The organism is Kribbella sp. NBC_00662, from assembly GCF_041430295.1.
Classification (GTDB): Bacteria; Actinomycetota; Actinomycetes; order Propionibacteriales; family Kribbellaceae; genus Kribbella.
The window spans coordinates 1,259,366-1,277,237 of sequence record NZ_CP109029.1 but is presented as its reverse complement, the minus strand read 5'-3'; the positions used below and the strand labels follow the sequence as shown (position 1 = coordinate 1,277,237).

18 protein-coding genes and 1 tRNA gene are annotated in these 17,872 nt (G+C 66.0%); 7 read left to right on the top strand and 12 right to left on the bottom strand.

Features of this window, described 5'->3' with window-relative positions:
• Positions 1 to 21 precede the first annotated feature (21 nt).
• The 12 genes from OHA10_RS06530 to OHA10_RS06475 all read right to left on the bottom strand — a co-directional run bounded on the left by OHA10_RS06530 (position 22) and on the right by OHA10_RS06475 (position 9,559).
• Positions 22 to 1,536 (bottom strand): YfjI family protein, encoded by a 1,515-nt coding sequence (locus OHA10_RS06530; RefSeq protein WP_371405262.1) that lies wholly within the window; start codon positions 1,534 to 1,536, stop codon positions 22 to 24.
• A gap of 131 nt (positions 1,537 to 1,667) precedes the next feature.
• Positions 1,668 to 2,147, bottom strand: coding sequence for a DUF2742 domain-containing protein (locus tag OHA10_RS06525; RefSeq protein ID WP_371405261.1), 480 nt, complete (start codon positions 2,145 to 2,147; stop codon positions 1,668 to 1,670).
• Between the two features lie 168 nt (positions 2,148 to 2,315).
• On the bottom strand, positions 2,316 to 2,603 hold the full coding sequence (locus tag OHA10_RS06520) for a hypothetical protein (protein ID WP_371405260.1): 288 nt from the start codon (positions 2,601 to 2,603) through the stop codon (positions 2,316 to 2,318).
• A complete protein-coding gene (locus tag OHA10_RS06515; RefSeq protein WP_371405259.1) occupies positions 2,600 to 2,953 on the bottom strand; it encodes a hypothetical protein in 354 nt (117 codons plus the stop codon). Before OHA10_RS06515 ends, OHA10_RS06520 begins: the two co-directional genes overlap by 4 nt.
• Positions 2,950 to 3,321: a hypothetical protein gene (locus OHA10_RS06510; RefSeq protein ID WP_371405258.1), complete on the bottom strand. Its 372-nt coding sequence runs from the start codon at positions 3,319 to 3,321 to the stop codon at positions 2,950 to 2,952. The genes OHA10_RS06515 and OHA10_RS06510 overlap by 4 nt, the downstream gene beginning before the upstream one ends.
• Positions 3,322 to 3,351: 30 nt before the next feature.
• The gene (locus tag OHA10_RS06505) at positions 3,352 to 3,705 is read right to left on the bottom strand and encodes a hypothetical protein (RefSeq protein ID WP_371405257.1); all 354 of its coding nucleotides are present in this window, start codon (positions 3,703 to 3,705) and stop codon (positions 3,352 to 3,354) included.
• 258 nt (positions 3,706 to 3,963) lie between these two features.
• Entirely contained in the window at positions 3,964 to 6,303 is a 2,340-nt protein-coding gene (locus OHA10_RS06500) for a cell division protein FtsK (RefSeq protein ID WP_371405256.1), read from the bottom strand.
• On the bottom strand, positions 6,300 to 6,488 hold the full coding sequence (locus tag OHA10_RS06495; protein WP_371405255.1) for a hypothetical protein: 189 nt from the start codon (positions 6,486 to 6,488) through the stop codon (positions 6,300 to 6,302). The genes OHA10_RS06500 and OHA10_RS06495 overlap by 4 nt, the downstream gene beginning before the upstream one ends.
• Complete coding sequence (locus OHA10_RS06490; RefSeq protein ID WP_371405254.1) at positions 6,485 to 8,083, bottom strand: DNA cytosine methyltransferase; 1,599 nt, start codon at positions 8,081 to 8,083, stop codon at positions 6,485 to 6,487. The genes OHA10_RS06495 and OHA10_RS06490 overlap by 4 nt, the downstream gene beginning before the upstream one ends.
• Complete coding sequence (locus OHA10_RS06485) at positions 8,083 to 9,078, bottom strand: hypothetical protein (protein ID WP_371405253.1); 996 nt, start codon at positions 9,076 to 9,078, stop codon at positions 8,083 to 8,085. Before OHA10_RS06485 ends, OHA10_RS06490 begins: the two co-directional genes overlap by 1 nt.
• On the bottom strand, positions 9,075 to 9,302 hold the full coding sequence (locus tag OHA10_RS06480) for a hypothetical protein (protein ID WP_371405252.1): 228 nt from the start codon (positions 9,300 to 9,302) through the stop codon (positions 9,075 to 9,077). Before OHA10_RS06480 ends, OHA10_RS06485 begins: the two co-directional genes overlap by 4 nt.
• The gene (locus tag OHA10_RS06475) at positions 9,299 to 9,559 is read right to left on the bottom strand and encodes a DUF6284 family protein (RefSeq protein ID WP_371405251.1); all 261 of its coding nucleotides are present in this window, start codon (positions 9,557 to 9,559) and stop codon (positions 9,299 to 9,301) included. The genes OHA10_RS06480 and OHA10_RS06475 overlap by 4 nt, the downstream gene beginning before the upstream one ends.
• Positions 9,560 to 9,929: 370 nt before the next feature.
• On the opposite strand from OHA10_RS06475, the gene OHA10_RS06470 reads away from it, so the two are divergent.
• The 7 genes from OHA10_RS06470 (at position 9,930) to OHA10_RS06440 (ending at position 17,342) form a co-directional block, all read left to right on the top strand.
• Positions 9,930 to 10,166 carry a hypothetical protein gene (locus OHA10_RS06470; RefSeq protein WP_371405250.1) on the top strand — a complete coding sequence of 79 codons (237 nt, stop codon included), beginning with the start codon at positions 9,930 to 9,932 and terminating at the stop codon, positions 10,164 to 10,166.
• A 138-nt stretch (positions 10,167 to 10,304) separates the two neighbouring features.
• Positions 10,305 to 11,498 carry a helix-turn-helix domain-containing protein gene (locus tag OHA10_RS06465; protein ID WP_371407906.1) on the top strand — a complete coding sequence of 398 codons (1,194 nt, stop codon included), beginning with the start codon at positions 10,305 to 10,307 and terminating at the stop codon, positions 11,496 to 11,498.
• Positions 11,495 to 12,022: a flavoprotein gene (locus OHA10_RS06460; protein ID WP_371405249.1), complete on the top strand. Its 528-nt coding sequence runs from the start codon at positions 11,495 to 11,497 to the stop codon at positions 12,020 to 12,022. Before OHA10_RS06465 ends, OHA10_RS06460 begins: the two co-directional genes overlap by 4 nt.
• A gap of 862 nt (positions 12,023 to 12,884) precedes the next feature.
• Entirely contained in the window at positions 12,885 to 14,711 is a 1,827-nt protein-coding gene (locus tag OHA10_RS06455; protein WP_371405248.1) for a hypothetical protein, read from the top strand.
• Between the two features lie 542 nt (positions 14,712 to 15,253).
• The gene (locus OHA10_RS06450; protein ID WP_371405247.1) at positions 15,254 to 16,612 is read left to right on the top strand and encodes an AAA family ATPase; all 1,359 of its coding nucleotides are present in this window, start codon (positions 15,254 to 15,256) and stop codon (positions 16,610 to 16,612) included.
• Positions 16,596 to 17,111, top strand: coding sequence for a hypothetical protein (locus OHA10_RS06445; RefSeq protein ID WP_371405246.1), 516 nt, complete (start codon positions 16,596 to 16,598; stop codon positions 17,109 to 17,111). Before OHA10_RS06450 ends, OHA10_RS06445 begins: the two co-directional genes overlap by 17 nt.
• A 126-nt stretch (positions 17,112 to 17,237) precedes the next feature.
• A tRNA-OTHER gene (locus OHA10_RS06440) sits at positions 17,238 to 17,342 on the top strand.
• Positions 17,343 to 17,872: the final 530 nt, after the last annotated feature.

The following is a 17,872-nucleotide window of genomic DNA, read 5'->3' as shown; positions in this document are numbered from 1 at the left end:
ACGGACAAAACGGACGGGTGGTCAGCGGTCGTTGTGGACGCTGGGGTGGACTTCGTAGGTGTCGCTGGGGCGGCCTCCTTTGCTGCTGACGGGGGTGGGTTGGGGGCGGATGTGGCCGTGGTCGGTGAGCAGTTCGAGCGCGGGTTTGATGTCCTTCACGCTGGCGAATCGGCCTCGGTTTCCTCGGAGGGCGTCGCGGCGGCTGAAGGTCTCGAGGTGGTGTTTGCGGATCCAGTCGAGGACGGCGCGGGCATCGTCCAGATCGGGGTCTGAGCGGCCCATGAGGTCGTAGACAGCCAGGGCGTGATCGAGGTAGTAGCGCCCGACCTGTTCGGCGCCGCGGATGGTGTCGGCGGTGATGGGTTGGGCGTAGCCGGTGACGAAGGTGTGGGCGACGTGGAGAAGGCCAGCGACGCGGACCACGGCACCGGCGAGCTTGGAAGCCCAGTCGGTGATCTGCGCGAGCTGCCCGGTGCGCGGGTGCAGCCTCGGTTCGATCCAGTCCTGGAACTCGAGAAGCACCTGCCGCGCCTCGGCAGTCAGCGCGAGCTCGTGAGGCGTCTCGCGGTCGGCGAGCAGCAGAACGAGAGTCGTGAGCGCGTCGGCGTAGGTGGTCTCAGTATCCTCCGGTACCGGCAGGGCTTGGTTGTCGCGCTGTCCGACGGTGTTGACGGGCAGGCTGTAAAGGATGCGCGCCAGCACCCCCCGATCGCGGAAGCCGGGCTGTGCGGCCAGTCCGGCGAGGGTGCCGGGCTGGGTGGTGACGCCCAGGGTGAGCGCGGGGCGTTCGACGGTCTCGGACGGTCGCCCCTTGCGATCGACCTGGAGCTTGTCGCCGGCATGGCCCTTCAGGAACACGCCCAGGTTGGGCGCGGCGGAGTAGCGGGTGCCGGTGAGGGTGGCGAACACGTCCCCTTCGGCGGACAGCACTGCGATCCGGCCGCCGTGGGTGGCAAGCAGGGAGATGCACGACTCGGGGGTTACGTCGTCGGTCATCAGCCGGGGCAGCTCGGGGACCACGATGCTCGCGGCTTCCTTGGCGGCGGCGGTCGCGTCGGCCAGCGCGGTCTGTGGTTCGGCTTGCGCGGTTTCGGCCTTCTTGGCGAGCTGTTCGGCCTTGGCCCACGCGACTCGCGACGCCAGCTCGGCTTCCACCCGCCGCTCGGCGGTCTGGTCCCGCAGCGCGTCCTCGGCGGCCGACAGCGGCCCGGTCATCGCCCGGAACACCGGCGACTTGCGCGACCCCGGAGGCAGCGCCGTGACCGTGTAGAGGTTGACCTGCTCCACCCAGGACCGATCGACCCGCACGAGCACCTTCCCACCGGCGGCCGTGGACAGGCAGGCGAGCGCCACGGACGCGGCCAGATCGATCGGCGTCTGGGTCGCCTCGGCCACCGCGCTCACCTGCTCGGCCAGCCACTCCGGGAACACCTCGACGGGGAACGGGCGCACCAGACGGTCGGTCTTCAACGGCACTGGTTCGCCGTCCCACGCCAGGGCCGTCGCGTCGGTCAGGGCGTTCGCCGGCGGGGCCATTCGGTCGTGATGCCTTGGTGTGATTCGACGTTCTGGCGTCGGCGTGATCGGTTCGGTAGCCCAGGGGTCGTCGTCTGGCGGCTCGGTGATCGGGGGTAGGGGCGGGAGCCAGTCGGGGACTCGTTCGGCGCTCATGCGGCCTCTCCGTCCTGTACGGCGTCCAGGTGCTGCTTGTGGTGGTTGGGGTTCTGGCCGGGGTAGTCGCCGGTGCGGGGTCGGCGGGCTTCTGCGATCCGTTCGGCTTGGGTCTTGGCGTAGTGGGCGCGCAACGCGAGCGCGGCCGGACTGGCTTGCGCGTGGGCGATCTGGCGTGCCTGCTCGAACGCCTCTGCCCAGCGGGCGTCTTCGGCGGCTTCGTGCGCGGCGCGGGCGGCGTCGAGGTCGCGGCGTACCCGGTCGGGCAGTTCGTCCAGGTCGGTCGCCCAGCACTCGGCGGCGATGACGGCGGCGGCCAGCTTGCGCGGGTCGTCGTCGGCCAGCGCTGCCCAGTGCGGGGTGCCGTACGTCGGCGATCGGGTCGGGTCGGTGATGGTGGCAACCATCGCTTTGGCCCAGGTGCGGCGCGCGGTGATCGCGGCCGGATCGGCGGGTGTCCAGCGCGGGACCTTCATCAGCTCGGTTCCTTCCACAGCTCGGCGTCCAGATCGGGGGTCGGGAGGGCCGGACAAAACGGACAAAACGGACAGAACTAGGGGTTTTGTCGGTTTTGTCCGTTCTGTCACGGGGTGTCCGGTCCTCTCGGTGGGGGTTCTGTCAGTTCTGTCCGTTTTGTCCGGGGGTCACGGCATCCAGGTCGCGGCCTGTACGCAGCGGTTCGCGGTGCGGAGGACGCGGGCGGCGTCGGTGAGTGCGGCTTGTGCGTCGTCGCCTTCGGTGGTCTGGGTCCACTGCGGGGCGTCCAGCTCGATCAGCTCCCGGAGTGCGCTGGTCGCGGCGTGCACGGCGCTCGCGGCGGCGGCCAGGGACACTGACAGCTCGGACTCTTGCGCGGCGACGTAGGCGATGTAGTCGGCCTGGGGGTCGTCGTGGGTCAGTGACGGGTCGGTGCTGTAGTCGTGGATGGTCATGCGGCGCGGTCTCCTGTCAGGTCGATCAGTTCGGGTTGGGCGTGGGCGGCGGCGGTGGTGGTGTGGGTGTGTTGGGCGGCGCGGCGTCGGCCGGCGTCGCAGCTCTCGCAGAGCGCGAGCCGTTCGGTGGCGGTGACGGCTTCGGCCAGGGTGGCGAGCGGATCGGCGGCGACGACGGCGAGGCGGTGTGCGGTGCCGTGGAGGGTCCCGCAGCGGCCGTTGGTCTTGGCGTGGGGCCGTCCGCACTGGCCGGTGCACTGGCAGCACCACTCGGCGGCGGTCATGGTTTCCTCCCAGATCCGGCTGCCGATCATCGGCGGCCGGAACGGGTCGAACCCGCCCGCGCTCACGACGCGACCTGTTCGAGGTACTGCACCGGTACGCCGACCGCGCCGGCGTAGGCGATCTCGCGGCGGGTCGAGTCACCGATGTAGCCGCCGGGGTTGACGACCAGCACCCAGCAGGAGATGTCGATCTTGGCCAGGTGCAGCCGATCGAGCCGCTGCTTGTCGGCGTCGCTGATCGGGTCGGCGTCCGGGGCATCGTTGTGGGCGAACACGCCCGGCGCGAGGACGACCTGACCCGCAAGCGTGAGCTTGCGGTTCGCGGCGGCGATCGCTTCGCGGAACCGGGTGGACCCGCAGATGGTCACCACGTGCGGGTTCATGACGCTGCCGTGACGAGCGGAGACAGCGGGGGTGCTACTTGGGGTGCTCATGGTGTGTGGATCTCCTTGCTGTGTGGGTGGTCAGCGGTTGGTGGCGCGGTGGTCGAGGAGGCGTCGGCCGATCCGTTTGCGGCGGCCGGTGCCTTTGCAGCGGGGGCAGTTGCGGAACTTCTTGCCGGACGGTGAGCGGGACTTGCCCTGCCCGTTGCAGCGCCCGCAGTTGGCGTAGGGCCAGATCGCGCAGGCGAGCAGGTACAGCCCGCCCAGGACGAGCGCGGCGACGAGCAGCGAGGCGACCTGGACGGCGACCTGTTGCGGGTGCGTCAGCGTTCCGGCGGCGTCGGTGGTCGCGTCGGTTGTGTGGTTGAGTCCGGCTGTTGCGGCGAGGACCAGTCCTGAGCCTGCGACCAGCACGGCGTGGACGGGATCGGTCACGATCGTCACTTTCTGTAGCGGCGAGTGGGTGTGGTCGGCCAGGGCGGGCACCAGTCGGCGGCCGTCCTGTCGGGATGGTTCGGTTGGATGCGGGGTTGGTTAGCTGGCGGTGATCGGGTTAGGTCTCTAACCCGGACCGTGTTGGAGGGCTAATCCGGGCGTGACCTGCGGAAAGTTAGCGAGTGAGCCGGGTTAACCGGGGCCGGAAACTGCCTGGTCAGAGCCGATTTCGGCCGGTCTCCGACCCCGGTGGCCGGGTTAACTCGCCAGCTCAGGAGCCTCGTCTCCGTCGCTGTTCTCGTCGGTTTCGCGGTGGCCGGCGTCGCGCTCGCGGCGCACGAGTGCGTCACGGACCGTAGCCGGGTCGAGCGGGTAGCGGTTGCCGGTGGAGGCGACCTTGATGCCGTAGTCCGCGGCGAGCTGCTCGCGCAGCGCCTTGCCGGTCAGCGTCTGGTACGGACCCCAGGTCGGCGCGAGCCGCTTCAGCAGCGCGGGCACGTCCGCGATCCGCACCGGCACGTCGTCCAGCACCTCGTCCAGGTCGGCGAGCAGGTCGCGCGACTCGATCTGCGGTCGCCGGGAGTCGCCCGGCGCGGGCAGCTCGCGCTTCTTGATCGCGGCCAGGGCGCGGTCGATGATCGGCGTGATCTGGTCGTTGCCCTCGGCACCATCGAGGAAGTACCACTGCAACGTCTCGTACTTGGCGGCGGTGAAGCCCTTCACGATCGCCGTACCGCGGTTCTCGCCGGGAATCAGGTCGGTCGCCCGGACGCCCTGCTTGAATGCGCCCTGACCGAGCAGGCCGTCGTTGGCCACGTAGTCCTGGACGTAGAACGCGACATTGTTGGTGCAGTTGCGGGTCACGTCCTTGGGCAGCGACGTCGCGGTCGGGGCCTGCGTCGAGACCCGGAAGTGCATGCCGCGCTTGCGGCCGAGCTTCACCAGCGCGACGGCGTACTTGGAGATCTCCTCGCCGTACTCCTCGTGCTGGAACGCCACGTGCGCCTCTTCCAGCAGACCCACGAGCGGGTGCAGCCCGACGTTGCGGTCCGCCAGCTCGCGGGTGACCTGCTCGACTTCGTAGACCTTCAGCAGGTCGCCGCGCCGACCCATCTCCTCGTACATCTCCTTGAGGTCGTCGCGGATCTGGCGGATCGACTCGTCGTCTGCGCCCATGACGTAGCGCGAGCAGCGGCGCTTGAACCGCTCGAAGTCGAAGTTCTGGTCCGGCACCCAGATCCGCATCTCCACAGTCGGGTCCAGCGCGCACCCGGCCATGAACGTCTTAGACGCCGACGACTTGCCCTGCCCCGGCGCGCCGCCCACGATCGAGTTGCGGCCCATCACCGGCTCGCGCAGCTCGTCACCGCGCAGCGTCTTCCCGGCCGGGACGCCCTTGAACACGTCCACCAGACCCTCGGTCAGCAGCGGATACGGGCCGGGGCCACCGGTCAGCGCACCCTTGTCCGCGACCCACAGATCCAGGATCCCGGCCTCGTCACCGGTCGTCGGCCACACCTCCGACCCGGCACGGTGCAGGCTGGTTGCCAGGTCCACCCGGCGCTTGGAGATCAGCTCGGCGGGCACACCACCGGGCAGCCGGATCACCGCGTGCGTGCCACGCCCCTGCTGACGGGCCGGGGTGATGAACTGCAACTTGTAGCCCTGCTTCAGGTAGCGGGTGATGTTCGGGATCCGCAGCGAGTCCAGCGCCTGCGCGATCGTGGACTCATCGATGTCCATGTCCCACTCGGCATCGGCCGTGGTGACCATCCACGACGGCGGCTCAGCAGCGCGCTTGCCCTCGCGGAACAGCGCGATCACGAGCAACACCGGCAGCGCGAACGTGAGCAGCGTCCACAGCACCCCGCCCAGCGCGATCACGAACCCGACCAACGCGAAGAACCCGCCCCACACGCCCGTGAACGACCCGTGCCCGGTGAGCTTGGCGAACACCGCGATCAGGAACACGATCACCGGCGTCGCCAGCGTCGCACCGACAGCGACCTTCAGGATGCCCCACGCGAGCTTCGGAGCGTCCATCAGGCGGCGGTGCCGGCGCTCGGTCGCGGCCTCCTTCGCCGCCGTCCACTCCTTCAGCGCCTCGCGGTCACCGGACGCCTCGGCGGCCTTGATCTGGCGGCGGTAGACACCCATCGTCCCGGCGTCCCACGCCCGCTTCGCGAACGACTCACCGCCCTTGACGACGGTGTAGGCCGCCCGCACCGTGGCCTTGCCGCCGGTCTTGGTCCGGTCGTGTGTGCCGACCCGCACCGCGACCCGCTTGGCCACCTGACCAGTTGTCACCGCACGGCGTACCAGCGCGCCCCGATTCGCGAGTCGCTCGTCCAGCGCGGCCGACTCCTCGTCGGTCAGGATCTCGCCCTCGATCACCTCGGCGTCGATCACCTCACCGTCGTGAACGGTGCCGGCCCCGTCCTCGTGAACCGAGTCCTGAACGTCGCTCGGGTCGATCCGCTCGGCGGTTTCATGAACGATCCCCGAGTCCAGGTCGTGAACGTCCTCGTGACTGCCGTCGTGAACGTCGCCGTGAAGGCGACGGACGTTGTCGTGTTCGTGGCTGGGGTTGGTGCTCATGACTTCCTCCCGGTGGTACCGGTGGTGGTCGAGTTGGGTCGGATTTCGAGGTAGACGCGGACGCCGAACGCTCCGCGGTTGGGGTAGGCGCGGTCACCGCCCGCGGTCTCGAACGTCTCCCGCAGGGCGGCGACGACGGCGGCGATGTGCTCGGGTTCGCCGGACAGCCGGACCTTGACCGTCATGCCGCCACCTCCCCGGCGTGCGCGTTGCTTGCGGTGTGGGTGGTGTGGTCGGGGATCTCATGCCCGAGCGATTCCGCGACGGCCGCGATGAGGTCGCGAGCCGCGGGCGGGGTGACGGCGTTGCCGAGCTGGCGGACCTTCTCGCGCTTGTTGCCCAGCACGACGTACCCGCTGGTGAAGGCCATGCCGGCGGCCACCTCGTGCGGCTCCAGCATCCGGAACAGGCAGTCGTCCACCGCGACAGGAACCGGCGCCGGTACGCCGTACTCGAGAACCGATTGGTGCCCGGCCGTGGTGAGCGTGCGCAGCGGTTCACCGGCCGGTGTGCACATCTCCGCGCCGTCGCCTCGTGAGCCGTTGTTGCGCATCACCAGCGCGTACCGGTCGCGGGTGGTGAAGGTGCCGTGCGGCTCGCTGGTCCGGCGGGTGGTGGCGTTGCCGTAGTACGGCATCAGCAGGGCGTGGTGGTTGCCGTTCGCGGCGAACGTGTCGAACGGCTCGGCGGAGGCGGCCTTGGTGGTGTTGTTGTTGCGCAGCGGCACCACCAGCGCCTCGGACTCGGTCGTGGTCCGGGTCCGCATCACCTCACCCGTGTGGGTCGCGGTCTCGTTCCATGTCCCGCCTGCGGGAACCAGGAGCCCGGTCTCGTTGCGGGTGGTCATGGTGCGCAGCGCGTCCCACGCCGACGCGGCAGTCTTGCCGTCGCGGCCCTCCACAGGTACCAGCAGCTCCGGGCGGGCGTAACGCGCCAGGCCTGCGCGGATGCGCTGCATGGTCTTGTCGGCCAGCGGCCGGGCACGGTCCCCGATCCGCTCACCGGTCAGCGACCAGTCGATCGCAGCAGCGGCCGGAAGCCAGCCCGGCTCGACCACCTGGTTGCGGCAGGCAACGTTCGGGCAGCGCCAGACGTACTGAGCGCGGTAGCGGCCCCACTGGCTGGCCGCGTTCTTCCACGCCTGCATCGCCCGCACCGGCCGGTCACAGCCAGCGCAGTACGCGAGCGGGCGGGTCCACCGGTTCAGGTCCGGGCACGCAGCGGTGCGCAGGTGCGCGACCACGTACAGACGGTCGCGGGACTGCGGTGCGGGCAGCCCTCCGGCCTGGGCGTGCATCGAGTTCAGGTAGACCACGTGCGAGCAGTAGCCCAACGCGTCCAGCCCGGCGCGCCATGCGCCCCACAACACCCACTTGGCCGCGTCCACGACGTTCTCCACCACGATCGCGGCGTAGCGGTGGTGCTCGGCGAACCGCACCACGTCCCACATCGTCGCCCGCGACCGCTCCGCGGCCTCGTCCGGCAACGTCTCCCCGAACAGGTCCGGCGTCGCGTCCACATTGCGCTTGCGGCCCTTGGCTTGCGAGTGATTCGTGCACTCAGGCGACGCCCACAGAATGTCGGTGCGCGGGTAGCGGCGCGGATCGACCTGCGACAGGTCCGCGCAGTCGTGATCGGTCGCCGGGTGGTTGGTGTTGTGCGTCTCCACCGCGAGCTTCCAGTGGTTCGCGGCCAGCCGCACCACCACGCCCGGCACCTGGAGCGCGCCGGTGCTCGAACCACCCGCACCGCAGAACAGGTCAGTGACAGTCAGCGTCATCAGGCAGCCTTCCGCTCGAACTCGCCGGTGATCTCGTCGGTGTGGGTGTTGGTGGTCAGGTTGGTGTCGTTGCTGGCCAGGGACTCGCGGACCGCGGTCGCGACCTTCGCGGACAGCCCGGCAGAGCAACCCGTGGCCTGCCGCGCCCACGCCGGGGTTACGTCGGCAGGTGCCGTACCCGGCTCGACGGCCGCGAGAGCGTCGGCGACGTAGTCAGCCAGCAGCTTGCGGCCAGTCTTGGCAGCGGGCTTCTTGCGCGGCTTCGCAGCCGTCTTGCGCGGAACCTTCACAACGTCCGGCCTCGTGGTCGCCGTGGCGGCCAGCTCGGGCGGCTGTGCGGCGTGCTGAGCGACTGGAGTCGGCTCGGGAACTGTCAGGGCCTCGGTCGGGCTGTCGAGCCGTTCAGCGGCCTTCTGCGGGTCCGCCAGGGCCGCCGCGCGCTCGGCACGAAGCACCGCCTCGGTCAGCCGATCCCGCAGCACCGGTGCGGTCTCGGCAGCGCAGAACACCAGCACCGGCGGCACCGAGTGCAGCACCACGCCGGCCACGTCGCCGTGACCGAACGACGCCCAGGTGTTCATGGCGTACGTCGCGGCAAACGCGAACCGCTTCGTGCGGCCGATCCACTTCGTGTGGTCGCTGACCTGGTACCGGGCGGTGATCTGCTCAGCGCGCAGGACCGCGATCAGCACCAGCGACACCATCGGGTCCAGCAGCCACGCGGCCACCCACGGAAGCGAACCCACCGGAGCACCCTGCGCGGCGAACGCCTGAACGTTGACCATCGTGAACGCAAGACCGAGAACGATCCCGACCCACATGCACCGATCGACCTGCGTACGCACCGACTCCACCCGCAGCGCGACAACGTCGGGGTGCGTGGACAACGCCCGTACCTGGGACGCCTCGGCGGCCGATGCCCGGAGCTTGTCCACACCGCTCGGCTTGGCCTCGGCTTTGCCGTTGCCAGCCGCAACCATCTCGGTCGTCATCATCGTGTCTCGCCTCCGTCCAGGTGGTCGGACACCCACTCGCCGGCATGGGGCAGGGTGTCGGCGGTGTGCATGAGGTGGTCGCCGTGCCAGACGATCCACGCCGTTCCCAGAGCCGTGCGGGGAGCGACGACCTGGACCAGGTCGTACCCGGCGCACTTCCACCAGCCCAGATCGACCCGTACGAGGTCCGGCACGGCGGTCTCGGCAACGAGCTGCGCGGTCATGCGGCGTCCTCCGTCTCCGGGGTGCGGTTGGCGATCCTGCGGGTCACGTCCAGCACCCGGCGCTCGGCCCGCCGTACCCGGCGGGTGTCCAGCACCGACGCGTCCGGACCCGCGCTGATCACCGCGATCTGCGCGGTCAGCAGGTCCAGCTCGGCCTCGATCAGCGGCATCTCCTGCTCGATCGCGGCCAGCTCGGCTGCGGTGGGCTCGTCGCTGTCGCCGTCGCCGTCGACGGCGGAAAGGTGGATGATGGTCATCAGGGTTGTGCTCCTCTACGCGATGGATTAGTGCGACCCGGACGCCTCGGTGGTGCCTGCCACCGGGGCGTCACTCATGCCAGCTAGAACGTTCGTCAAAACCGGCCGTAGGCCTTCTCCCAGGCCGTATTCCGGGCGGTCTGGCGACTCAGGCAGGACGGGCAGGGCGTTCGCCCCCGAACTCCCCGGCCAACCACGCCTTTGCCCTTGCATCGCTTGCAGCCCTTGACGTTGTTCGGGTCCTGCTTGGTGCCGAAGTGCATCTCTGTCTCCGCTCGATGGAGGGCCGCTCAATGAAGCGAACCTAAGGTGCGCACCACAGTATCGATTCATTCGAGGTTGCGCAAGTGAGGTGCGGTACACTGATGCGGTGAGTGACTTGAGGGAAGACCTGTCAGCGGCGACCCGCCGATACCGACGAACCGAGTCCGCCCACGAGGAGGCCCGGAAGGAACTCATGGAAGCCGTACTCGCTGCACTGAGAGGCGGCGTGCCGCCGACAGAGGTGGAGCGGCTGTCGCCGTTCACGGCGGCGTACATCCGCCGTACGGCACGCGCCGAGGGCATCCCGCCGGCGGCGCCCGGCCCGAAGCGGGTCAGCTCCTGAGTGGTCGGCTCGATCATGTATCCAGCGTCGAGGCGAAACGAGCGATTGAAGTGCACTCTGGAAGCTGCGCACTTTTGTGCGCATTACCTGTGCTCGAAGGCGGTTCACTAGAGGGACCAACAACGAGGGGAAGTGCAGATGCACGTAGGTGAGCGCATCGGGGCCTACCGCAAGCGGCGTGGCATGTCGCAGGATGCCCTGGCGGGACTCATCGGCATGTCGCGGTCGTGGCTCTCCCAGGTGGAACGCGGCATTCGTGGTGTTGATCGGCTGTCCACTCTGAACGACCTGGCGACCGTGCTGCGTATCGACGTTGCCGACCTGATCGGTCGGGACTGGGTCCTTGCCCCGGATGCACCGGAACAGGTGACCGCGGTAGACGCCGTACGGACTCAGCTCGCCAGCTATCACCATCTTTTAGGAGAGCCGGCGACTCCCTGGCCGCTGCCGCAGCTCCGGAACGGCGCTGTGCAGGTTAACCAGGCCTATCAGGCGGCGAAGTACCGGCAGGCGACCGCGATGCTGCCAGATCTCATCCGGGCGGCCGATGCGTACGACGGCTACCAAGGCCGTGACGGACGTGAGACGCACCTAGCCCGCTGCTCGGTCTACACTGCGGCCGCGAAGCTTCTGACGAAGGTTGGTGAGCACCAGCTCGGCTGGCTAGCCGCCGATCGCGCAACCCACGCGGCCCTGGCGGCCGAATCGAAGCCTGCTCAGGGAATGGCCGCTTATCAAGTCGTCATCGCCCTCCTGCGCAGCCAGCAAACCGACGACGCCGAACGTGTTGCCGTACGGTCCGCCGAAGGGCTCATGGCTCTTGTCGGCTCCGACGCTCCGGATGCCGCCTCATTGGCCGGTTCGCTGTGGCTGATCTCGTCCGTGATCGCCGCGCGCCGTTCCGACCGCGCAATCTCCAGCGAACGGTTGACCGAAGCTACGCGACTCGCTGATCTCCTAGCGCACGATGGGAACCACTGGTGGACTGCCTTCGGCCCGACCAACGTGCTGATCCATCGAGCCTCAGTCGCGGCTGAGTTCGGTGATCCAGCCGGCGTTCTGCGGGTCGCGACCGAAGTTGACACCGAAGCCCTGCCGGCGGGGCTCCAGGGCCGTCGCTCCCGCCTCCATCTCGATCTCGCATGGGCACAAACCCAGGCCAAGAACGACATGGAGGCAGTGTTCCACCTACAGCAGGCCGAGCGCGTCGCCCCCGAGTCGATCCGCTACCACACGATCGCCCGGGAGCTGGTCCGCGAACTCCTCAAACGCTCCCGCAAACCCGCCCCAGCCCTGACCGCCATCGCAACCCGCGCAGGAGTCCTCGCGTGACCGACCGAACCCTGTACATCGTCACCTGCGGTGCTCCCCTCGCCTCACGCGTCGGCGACGGCGTGCGTGAGGCACGTAGCCGAGGTTGGAACCCGTACGTGATCCCGACCGACGCGGCGCAGCCGTGGCTCGAGAGCCAGGATCTCGGCGACGCGCCGACTATTACGGGCAACAGGCGGCCAGGAGAGTCGAAGCGGACTCCGAAGGCCGATGCTGTGGTGGTCGTACCTTTGACGTTCAACTCGCTAAATGCCTGGGCCAACGGCAATGCCACCACGTACCCGCTGACGACTCTCAGTGCGGCTCTTGGGTCTCGAACGCCGACCGCTGCGGTTCCATTCGCGAAGCACGACCTGGCCGGCCACCCCGCTTGGCTCGCCTCGCTCGCAGTTCTTCGGTACGCCGGAGTGCGGATTGTCGATCCCCACGACGGGGCCACTGCGTCGCTCGAACCGATCGCGTCAGGGGCCGGTGACTCCGTCGCGGCGGACTTTCAATGGGATTGGGTGCTCAGGCAGCTCTGAGATCCTGGCCATGTCTGGGCATGTGGCAGAGTCATGTCGCCATGACCTAGATTCGAACGCATGAGCGATTGGCGACATCACATTCCGTTCATCGGTCAGTACGACTGGGATCACCAGGCGCCGCCGCCCTGCCTGTATGGAATCTGGGACAACGCCCGCGGCAAGTGGATCGCTAGAGGCCTCACTGGGCCGGAGGCTGGCTTGCAGGCGGCGCTGCTCTGCCTCCGCTATTCAGGTCGGGGGGAGCGGCCTGAGCGTGACGCTCGCTGGCTTGACTCGCCGGTCTATGTCGAACTGACCGTGTCTCCGAGCTTGACCGAGGTGGCCCTCTTGCGCATGTGGATCCGCGAGGATGACGCTTGGTTCGGCTACGTCAGCCACCTTGAGCGGCATCCACTAGATGCGGGTCGCTGGGCGAACTCGTCAGTCTTGAGGCCGATGTCGCCGGGCGAGGTCGGGTCGTTCGCGCGGCAGCAGGCAGCTCGAGGGGCGACCTCGGGTGGTCTGCCAGCTGGAGTTCCCGTAGTCGGCGACCATGCTGCGCGTGATGGATCCTGACTCGTGACCGTGCTCGCGGTAGTGCCCTCAGGACGCCGGAAGCGCCCGTATCGTGGGCGAGTTATTCCTAGGTGGCTGTGCGGTGAGAGATGGCCGAATCTGGTCTGCACGCGGAGGTGTTCGACGTCATCCGCCTCGCCGAGTTCGGTTCACTTCTCATCCGATCGTCAGGTCGGCTCAGGCCATCGGCGAGGACCCTGCAGTAGCCAAAGGCCCGGGGCGCGGGGGCGGAATGCCGCCGGCGTGCTATTTCCAGTCGGATCTCGCGCATCGAGCGACACTGTGATCCCATATACGTGTGCGCATGAAACATGAACCGATCGTCTCGTCATCTGCCGCGTATTACATCTACTCGTTTGGTGCGAGCGATGCGATCGATCCAAATTTGATCGCACATAGGCTTCTGAGTAGTCAGCTGGCTGAAACCATGTCGTCGCCGTCTACAGACGAAATAATGCTGGCACCGCGCTTCCGTGATCTCGCGCGTCTGAACCGAAAGGCAAAGGCGCTTGATGACCTGCGGAAGACGACTGATTGGCATAGTTTGCGGACCTGGTCGAGAAGACATCCGCTCCTGGCCAGCAGGATCCTTGGCGGTATCGTCTGGGACAAGATTCGGCACAATGCCTCGGACGCCGCAGGGGTGCAAGGTGAAGATGATGGCCCAGGTCCCGACATGGGGCAGGTTTCAGACGAGATTGAAGAGAGAGTTGCGGATGCGCAGGTATCTCTAGCGATACAACATTGGGTAGAATCGAAGCTTTTCCGCGAAAAGTATCGTGACGGTGAACCGTACCTGCGCTTACACCTCCGCCATACCTTGCAATGGTGGAAGCACAGCACTGATGTCGATGAGAATGCGGATCCGGTGGTGATGGACGCTCTGCTTATGGTTCATCACTCTGGTGTGATGCAGTTGACCCTGGGCGTCCCGTTGCCTCACGATCTTGGGCCGAGTGAGCTCGTTCAATACGGCTATGCAAAACATAGCTCGCTGGCGGCTTGCACGATCCCTGAGCCATTGCTGGCGGGTGGGCTGGGTAAGGAGGCGCACAGAGCGCTTGGTGAATGGCAGGAGGCGGTTGAGGCGGGTGTGCGCTGGAGGAGGATGCAGCATGAAACGCCAACTACCGTCACCGATGTGTTCGAGTTATACCGAGAGTCAATTTCCAAGGCGGCGGGAGTTAAGCTGGATTCTGAGTGGTTCTGCTATCCAGTGCTGTGTTTGGACGAACTCGCCTGCTGTGGGTCTGAGTCCGAGTGGCGAAGTAACCACGCCGCGGATCTCAAGGGTATTGTCATGCGAGTTCCGGATCCTTCTGTGCTTCGCGCGGGCGCGTTTGATGATGCCATGAGTAAAGATATGTCACATGTATCTCGCGCATCGACCTACTTTCACGAGGGTGGGGAGACCGTGATTTCATGGCACGGCTCCTCTAACCCTGCCAGCTTAGAAAACCGAATGTGGCACATACTGGTGACTGAGAGTGCCTTGCTGGAATATTGGCAGTTGGGACTGTTGGAAAGTCGCTTGGCCGATACCATTGGCAGTTTGAAAAGAGTCGCGCCAATCCAAGAGCAGGCAATATTTGGATTGAGAGAGTTTCGCGATGGGCGTTTGAGCTACGGCAGCGCGAATGATCTCGTTCAGCATCTGTTAAATCTTTGGGGGGTTGAGCGCCGCTACTCCATGATCATGGAGTCGCTTTCCCAGCTTCAGGATCGGTTCGCTAACGATCGTGCGTTAATGGCCGCGCGTCGAGCTAACCTCATGGCGGGCCTCGCCGTTCTCCTCGCAATTGTCTTCGGTCTCCCGGCGATCGATCAGGCGTTTGAGGTAATCAGGCGCCTCCCGAACGTAGGACTCACGGAACCGCTGGTCGGCCCGCTGAGGTCGATCGCGAGCAAAGGAGATGCAGGTGTGTGGCTGAGCTACTTGGTTGTGGCGGCCGCAGTTGTCCTGGCGGCGGTTGGGTCAGCGCTCGTCAGGCGGCTACGGGTGGCTCCCCGCCTTGCGCGCCGGCGCCGATCGGCTGGTTACGTTTGGCCGCTCGGCTCCGTCCGGCTCCAAGAGCGTGGCGATGTTGAGCGCCCTGACCCTCCAGCGTCGGGTCCGTTCTCACTCGGATAGATCTGGTTCCGTCTGGGGCAGTCAAACCGCGCCGATCAGGGCCGTGACGCGAGATACCGTCACCGGGCCTCTCCTCATCGACCTTTGCCCTTCACCTTGGCCACCCGAGCAACCTCACCTACTAGAGGTGCGGCTGGGGCCGGTGACTGATCCCCCGCGAGGTGTGTACGAAGCCCGTGCCCGTGATGGTTGTCGAACCAAGGTGAACGCCGCGGGTCAAGCCGCGAACTTGCTCGATCGCTCGCGCGGTACCAGGCTCGCCCTTCACGCATGCACTGATCGCGGGTGCGGGCACTCCATAGGCGGCTCCGATGGCATGGAGGCATCGGAGGCTCACCACTTCGCGTTAGAGGAACGTCGAACTTGCCAAATGCCCGCCTTTCTGGCGGATCAGCGATAGACGCAGCAGACAGTCGTCGAGCAGGTGTGTAGATTGGCGACCTTCAGCTTGACGTTTGGGGGAACTAGGACGTGGGTGCATGAGGATTCGATGGCAAAACTTCCGTGGCTTTGAGGACACGGGATGGTTGACAATCAACCCAATGACGATGCTGGTTGGCGCCAATAATGCAGGTAAGACGTCTCTATATTCGCCATTGCTACTGCTGAAACAGACGGTCGAATCGGCTCACCGGGCGACTCCGCTGCTTTCGCAGGGAAGGCTTTTCGACGCCGGCCGGTTCAGCGACTTCGTACGAAATCACGACATTGAACAACGCGTCACCTTCTCGATTGACCTGACGGACCTGATATCTGAGATTGCGAGTGACAATGCCAACGTGACCAATCTCCCAGCGGAGTTCATGCCCTCGGTGTTTGAACTTTCCTTCACGGCGGGGGATGAGGCCGGTCTAAGAACTGCCCTTCGGCGCTATAGGCTAACCAACAGGGAGAACCAGACGCTATTCCGTCGGACGCTGATGTCGAGTGGCAGCTATGCGATGGGTGGAACGGTAGTTCCTGGTGAGAAACAATTGGGACCCACGCCCGAGCCCTTCAAGGGTGCCATATCGGCGGTGCGATCTGAGACTCCGGAGAACTTTTTCTTCGGGGGGTTCCCGCTCCTATTCGCGGTCGATTTCCAGGACCTTGGCAATAAACAGCGTGCGGCGGCGTCGAGATGGATGTCCGCGAGCGTGAGGACGTTTCAGGTTCAACAGACTGCAAATATGGCGATCAGGAACGCTCTTCGTCAAGTCAGTTACGTCGGCCCGCTCCGAGCGATGCCCAAGCGGACGTATCGAATCAGTCCTGAGGCGCCACAAGATGTAGGCGTTGAAGGTGAATTCGCGCCCGAGATCCTCTATCGGAACAAGGTCGATGGCGATGGCGAGCTTGTGCATCAAGTCGGCGAATTTCTAGAAGACTGCGGTTACGGTCGGATCGACTTTCAGGAGCGTGGAGACGGTGACGCGTTCTCGGTGGTCGTCGGCGGACGTGCTGGCGCCAACCTAGTTGACTGTGGAATGGGTCTGTCGCAGATACTCCCTCTCGTCACACAGGTCCTTGGCGCCGGTTCCAGCAGCCTGGCGATTGTGCAGCAACCCGAGATTCACCTGAATCCGGCCCTGCAGGTAAAGCTACTGGAACTTCTGGCCGGGAGCGTCAAACGTGGACGCCGTGTACTGATTGAGACGCACAGTGAGCACCTGCTTCTCCGTCTGCGACGCCTAATCGCCCAAGGTGAAATTTCTACGGACATTGTGACGCTTATGTTCGCGGAACGCACTGAGGGGCGCTCTACATTGCGAGAGATCGGCGTTAGTGACGTGGGCGCGATATCCCGAGACGATTGGCCGCGCGGATTCTTTGCGGAGCAATTGGATGATTCGATCCTTTTGGCGCGCCAGCAGGCTCGGAGAGCCCGAGAGGAAAGGGGGGCGGATGGCGGCCAAGCCTAACGCAAAGATGGCAAGTAGCCATAAGCACCGTGATGTGGTAGTCGACGCAAATGTTCTTGCGCACAGCGATAACGCGAATAGCTTCTATTATGTGGACGCATTAGAACTGATCGATTGGATTGTTGAGCAAGGAGGTGCGGTCAAGTGGGCGATGGACGACAACGGCAAGACTGCACCAGCGATCGAAACGAGCACGATCTATGCCGAATATATCGGGACCGTTTCCCCGCAATGTCCGGCACTTCTCATCTTTCAAAATCTCCTATCGCAATCTGGACGTGTCTGCTTCGCGGACCGGCCGGATCAATCGCTGAGAAACACAATTCGCAAGCTCGTGCCTCGGAACAAGAAAGATCAGGTCGTGCTGGGTGCTGCCTGTGGATCGGGCTCGAGATGGTTGGTGAGCGGAGACCTAAATGACTTTCCTGACGATCTTCGTGACGAGTGCGAGGACTTGCTGAATGTCCGCATCACCGACTGTTCTGAGCGAGCGGCGTGACGTCTAGCTTGAGGGCAGTCGGCGCACACGTGGGGCCGTGCCGGATGGGGCTTGCTGACTGCCGGTGGGTGGTGGTCGGAGGGTGCCGTCGGCGTCTGCGAGGGTCCGCGATGCGGAATTCGTGCTGCGGGTTGACCACCTGGTGACGTCTGCGCAGGCCAGAGCGTCGCAGACGGCCCTCTGTAAATCTGTCGGCGTATGCCTACGCAGGTTCGAACCCTGCACCCGCCACCGACTGTGATGGTGCGAGGAAAGTGGCCCGTGACCTGCGGAAACGCAGACCGCGGGCCACTGTTGTATCCAAGGTTCGATGTCCGGTGGTGTCCGGCCAGGACCGAGGAACACCGGCTGTGTGTGCCCTATTCGTGCCCCAGTCCTTCGGGCTGGTCCGGCCCGCCTGACTGTCGGTCAGCCGGGCCCGAGTGCAGGCCTGCAGGGCCGCCGCTCCCGCCTGCATCTCGATCTCGCCTGGGCGCAAACCCAAGCCAAGAACGACATGGAAGCGATCTTCCACCTACAGCAGGCCGAACGCGTCGCCCCCGAGTCAATCCGCTGTCACACCATCGCGCGCGAGCTGGTCCGCGAACTCCTCAGGCGCTCCCGCAACCCACCCCAGCCCTGACCGCCATCGCAACCCGTGCAGGAGTCCTCGCGTGACCGACCGAACCCTGTACATCGTCACCTGCGGCGCTCCGCTCGCCTCACGCGTCGGCGACGGCGTACGTGAGGCGCGCCGTGGAGGATGGAACCCCTATGTGATC

Excerpts from the sequence above, each read along its gene's own strand:
- OHA10_RS06525 (WP_371405261.1), bottom strand. The coding sequence starts at position 2,147 with ATGAAGGTCCCGCGCTGGACACCCGCCGATCCGGCCGCGATCACCGCG.
- OHA10_RS06465 (WP_371407906.1), top strand. The coding sequence starts at position 10,305 with ATGCACGTAGGTGAGCGCATCGGGGCCTACCGCAAGCGGCGTGGCATG.
- OHA10_RS06485 (WP_371405253.1), bottom strand. The coding sequence starts at position 9,078 with ATGATGACGACCGAGATGGTTGCGGCTGGCAACGGCAAAGCCGAGGCC.
- OHA10_RS06500 (WP_371405256.1), bottom strand. The coding sequence starts at position 6,303 with ATGAGCACCAACCCCAGCCACGAACACGACAACGTCCGTCGCCTTCAC.
- OHA10_RS06455 (WP_371405248.1), top strand. The coding sequence starts at position 12,885 with ATGAAACATGAACCGATCGTCTCGTCATCTGCCGCGTATTACATCTAC.
- OHA10_RS06510 (WP_371405258.1), bottom strand. The coding sequence starts at position 3,321 with ATGAGCACCCCAAGTAGCACCCCCGCTGTCTCCGCTCGTCACGGCAGC.
- OHA10_RS06450 (WP_371405247.1), top strand. The coding sequence starts at position 15,254 with ATGACGATGCTGGTTGGCGCCAATAATGCAGGTAAGACGTCTCTATAT.
- OHA10_RS06530 (WP_371405262.1), bottom strand. The coding sequence starts at position 1,536 with ATGGCCCCGCCGGCGAACGCCCTGACCGACGCGACGGCCCTGGCGTGG.
- OHA10_RS06475 (WP_371405251.1), bottom strand. The coding sequence starts at position 9,559 with ATGACCATCATCCACCTTTCCGCCGTCGACGGCGACGGCGACAGCGAC.
- OHA10_RS06480 (WP_371405252.1), bottom strand. The coding sequence starts at position 9,302 with ATGACCGCGCAGCTCGTTGCCGAGACCGCCGTGCCGGACCTCGTACGG.
- OHA10_RS06495 (WP_371405255.1), bottom strand. The coding sequence starts at position 6,488 with ATGACGGTCAAGGTCCGGCTGTCCGGCGAACCCGAGCACATCGCCGCC.
- OHA10_RS06490 (WP_371405254.1), bottom strand. The coding sequence starts at position 8,083 with ATGACGCTGACTGTCACTGACCTGTTCTGCGGTGCGGGTGGTTCGAGC.
- OHA10_RS06445 (WP_371405246.1), top strand. The coding sequence starts at position 16,596 with ATGGCGGCCAAGCCTAACGCAAAGATGGCAAGTAGCCATAAGCACCGT.
- OHA10_RS06520 (WP_371405260.1), bottom strand. The coding sequence starts at position 2,603 with ATGACCATCCACGACTACAGCACCGACCCGTCACTGACCCACGACGAC.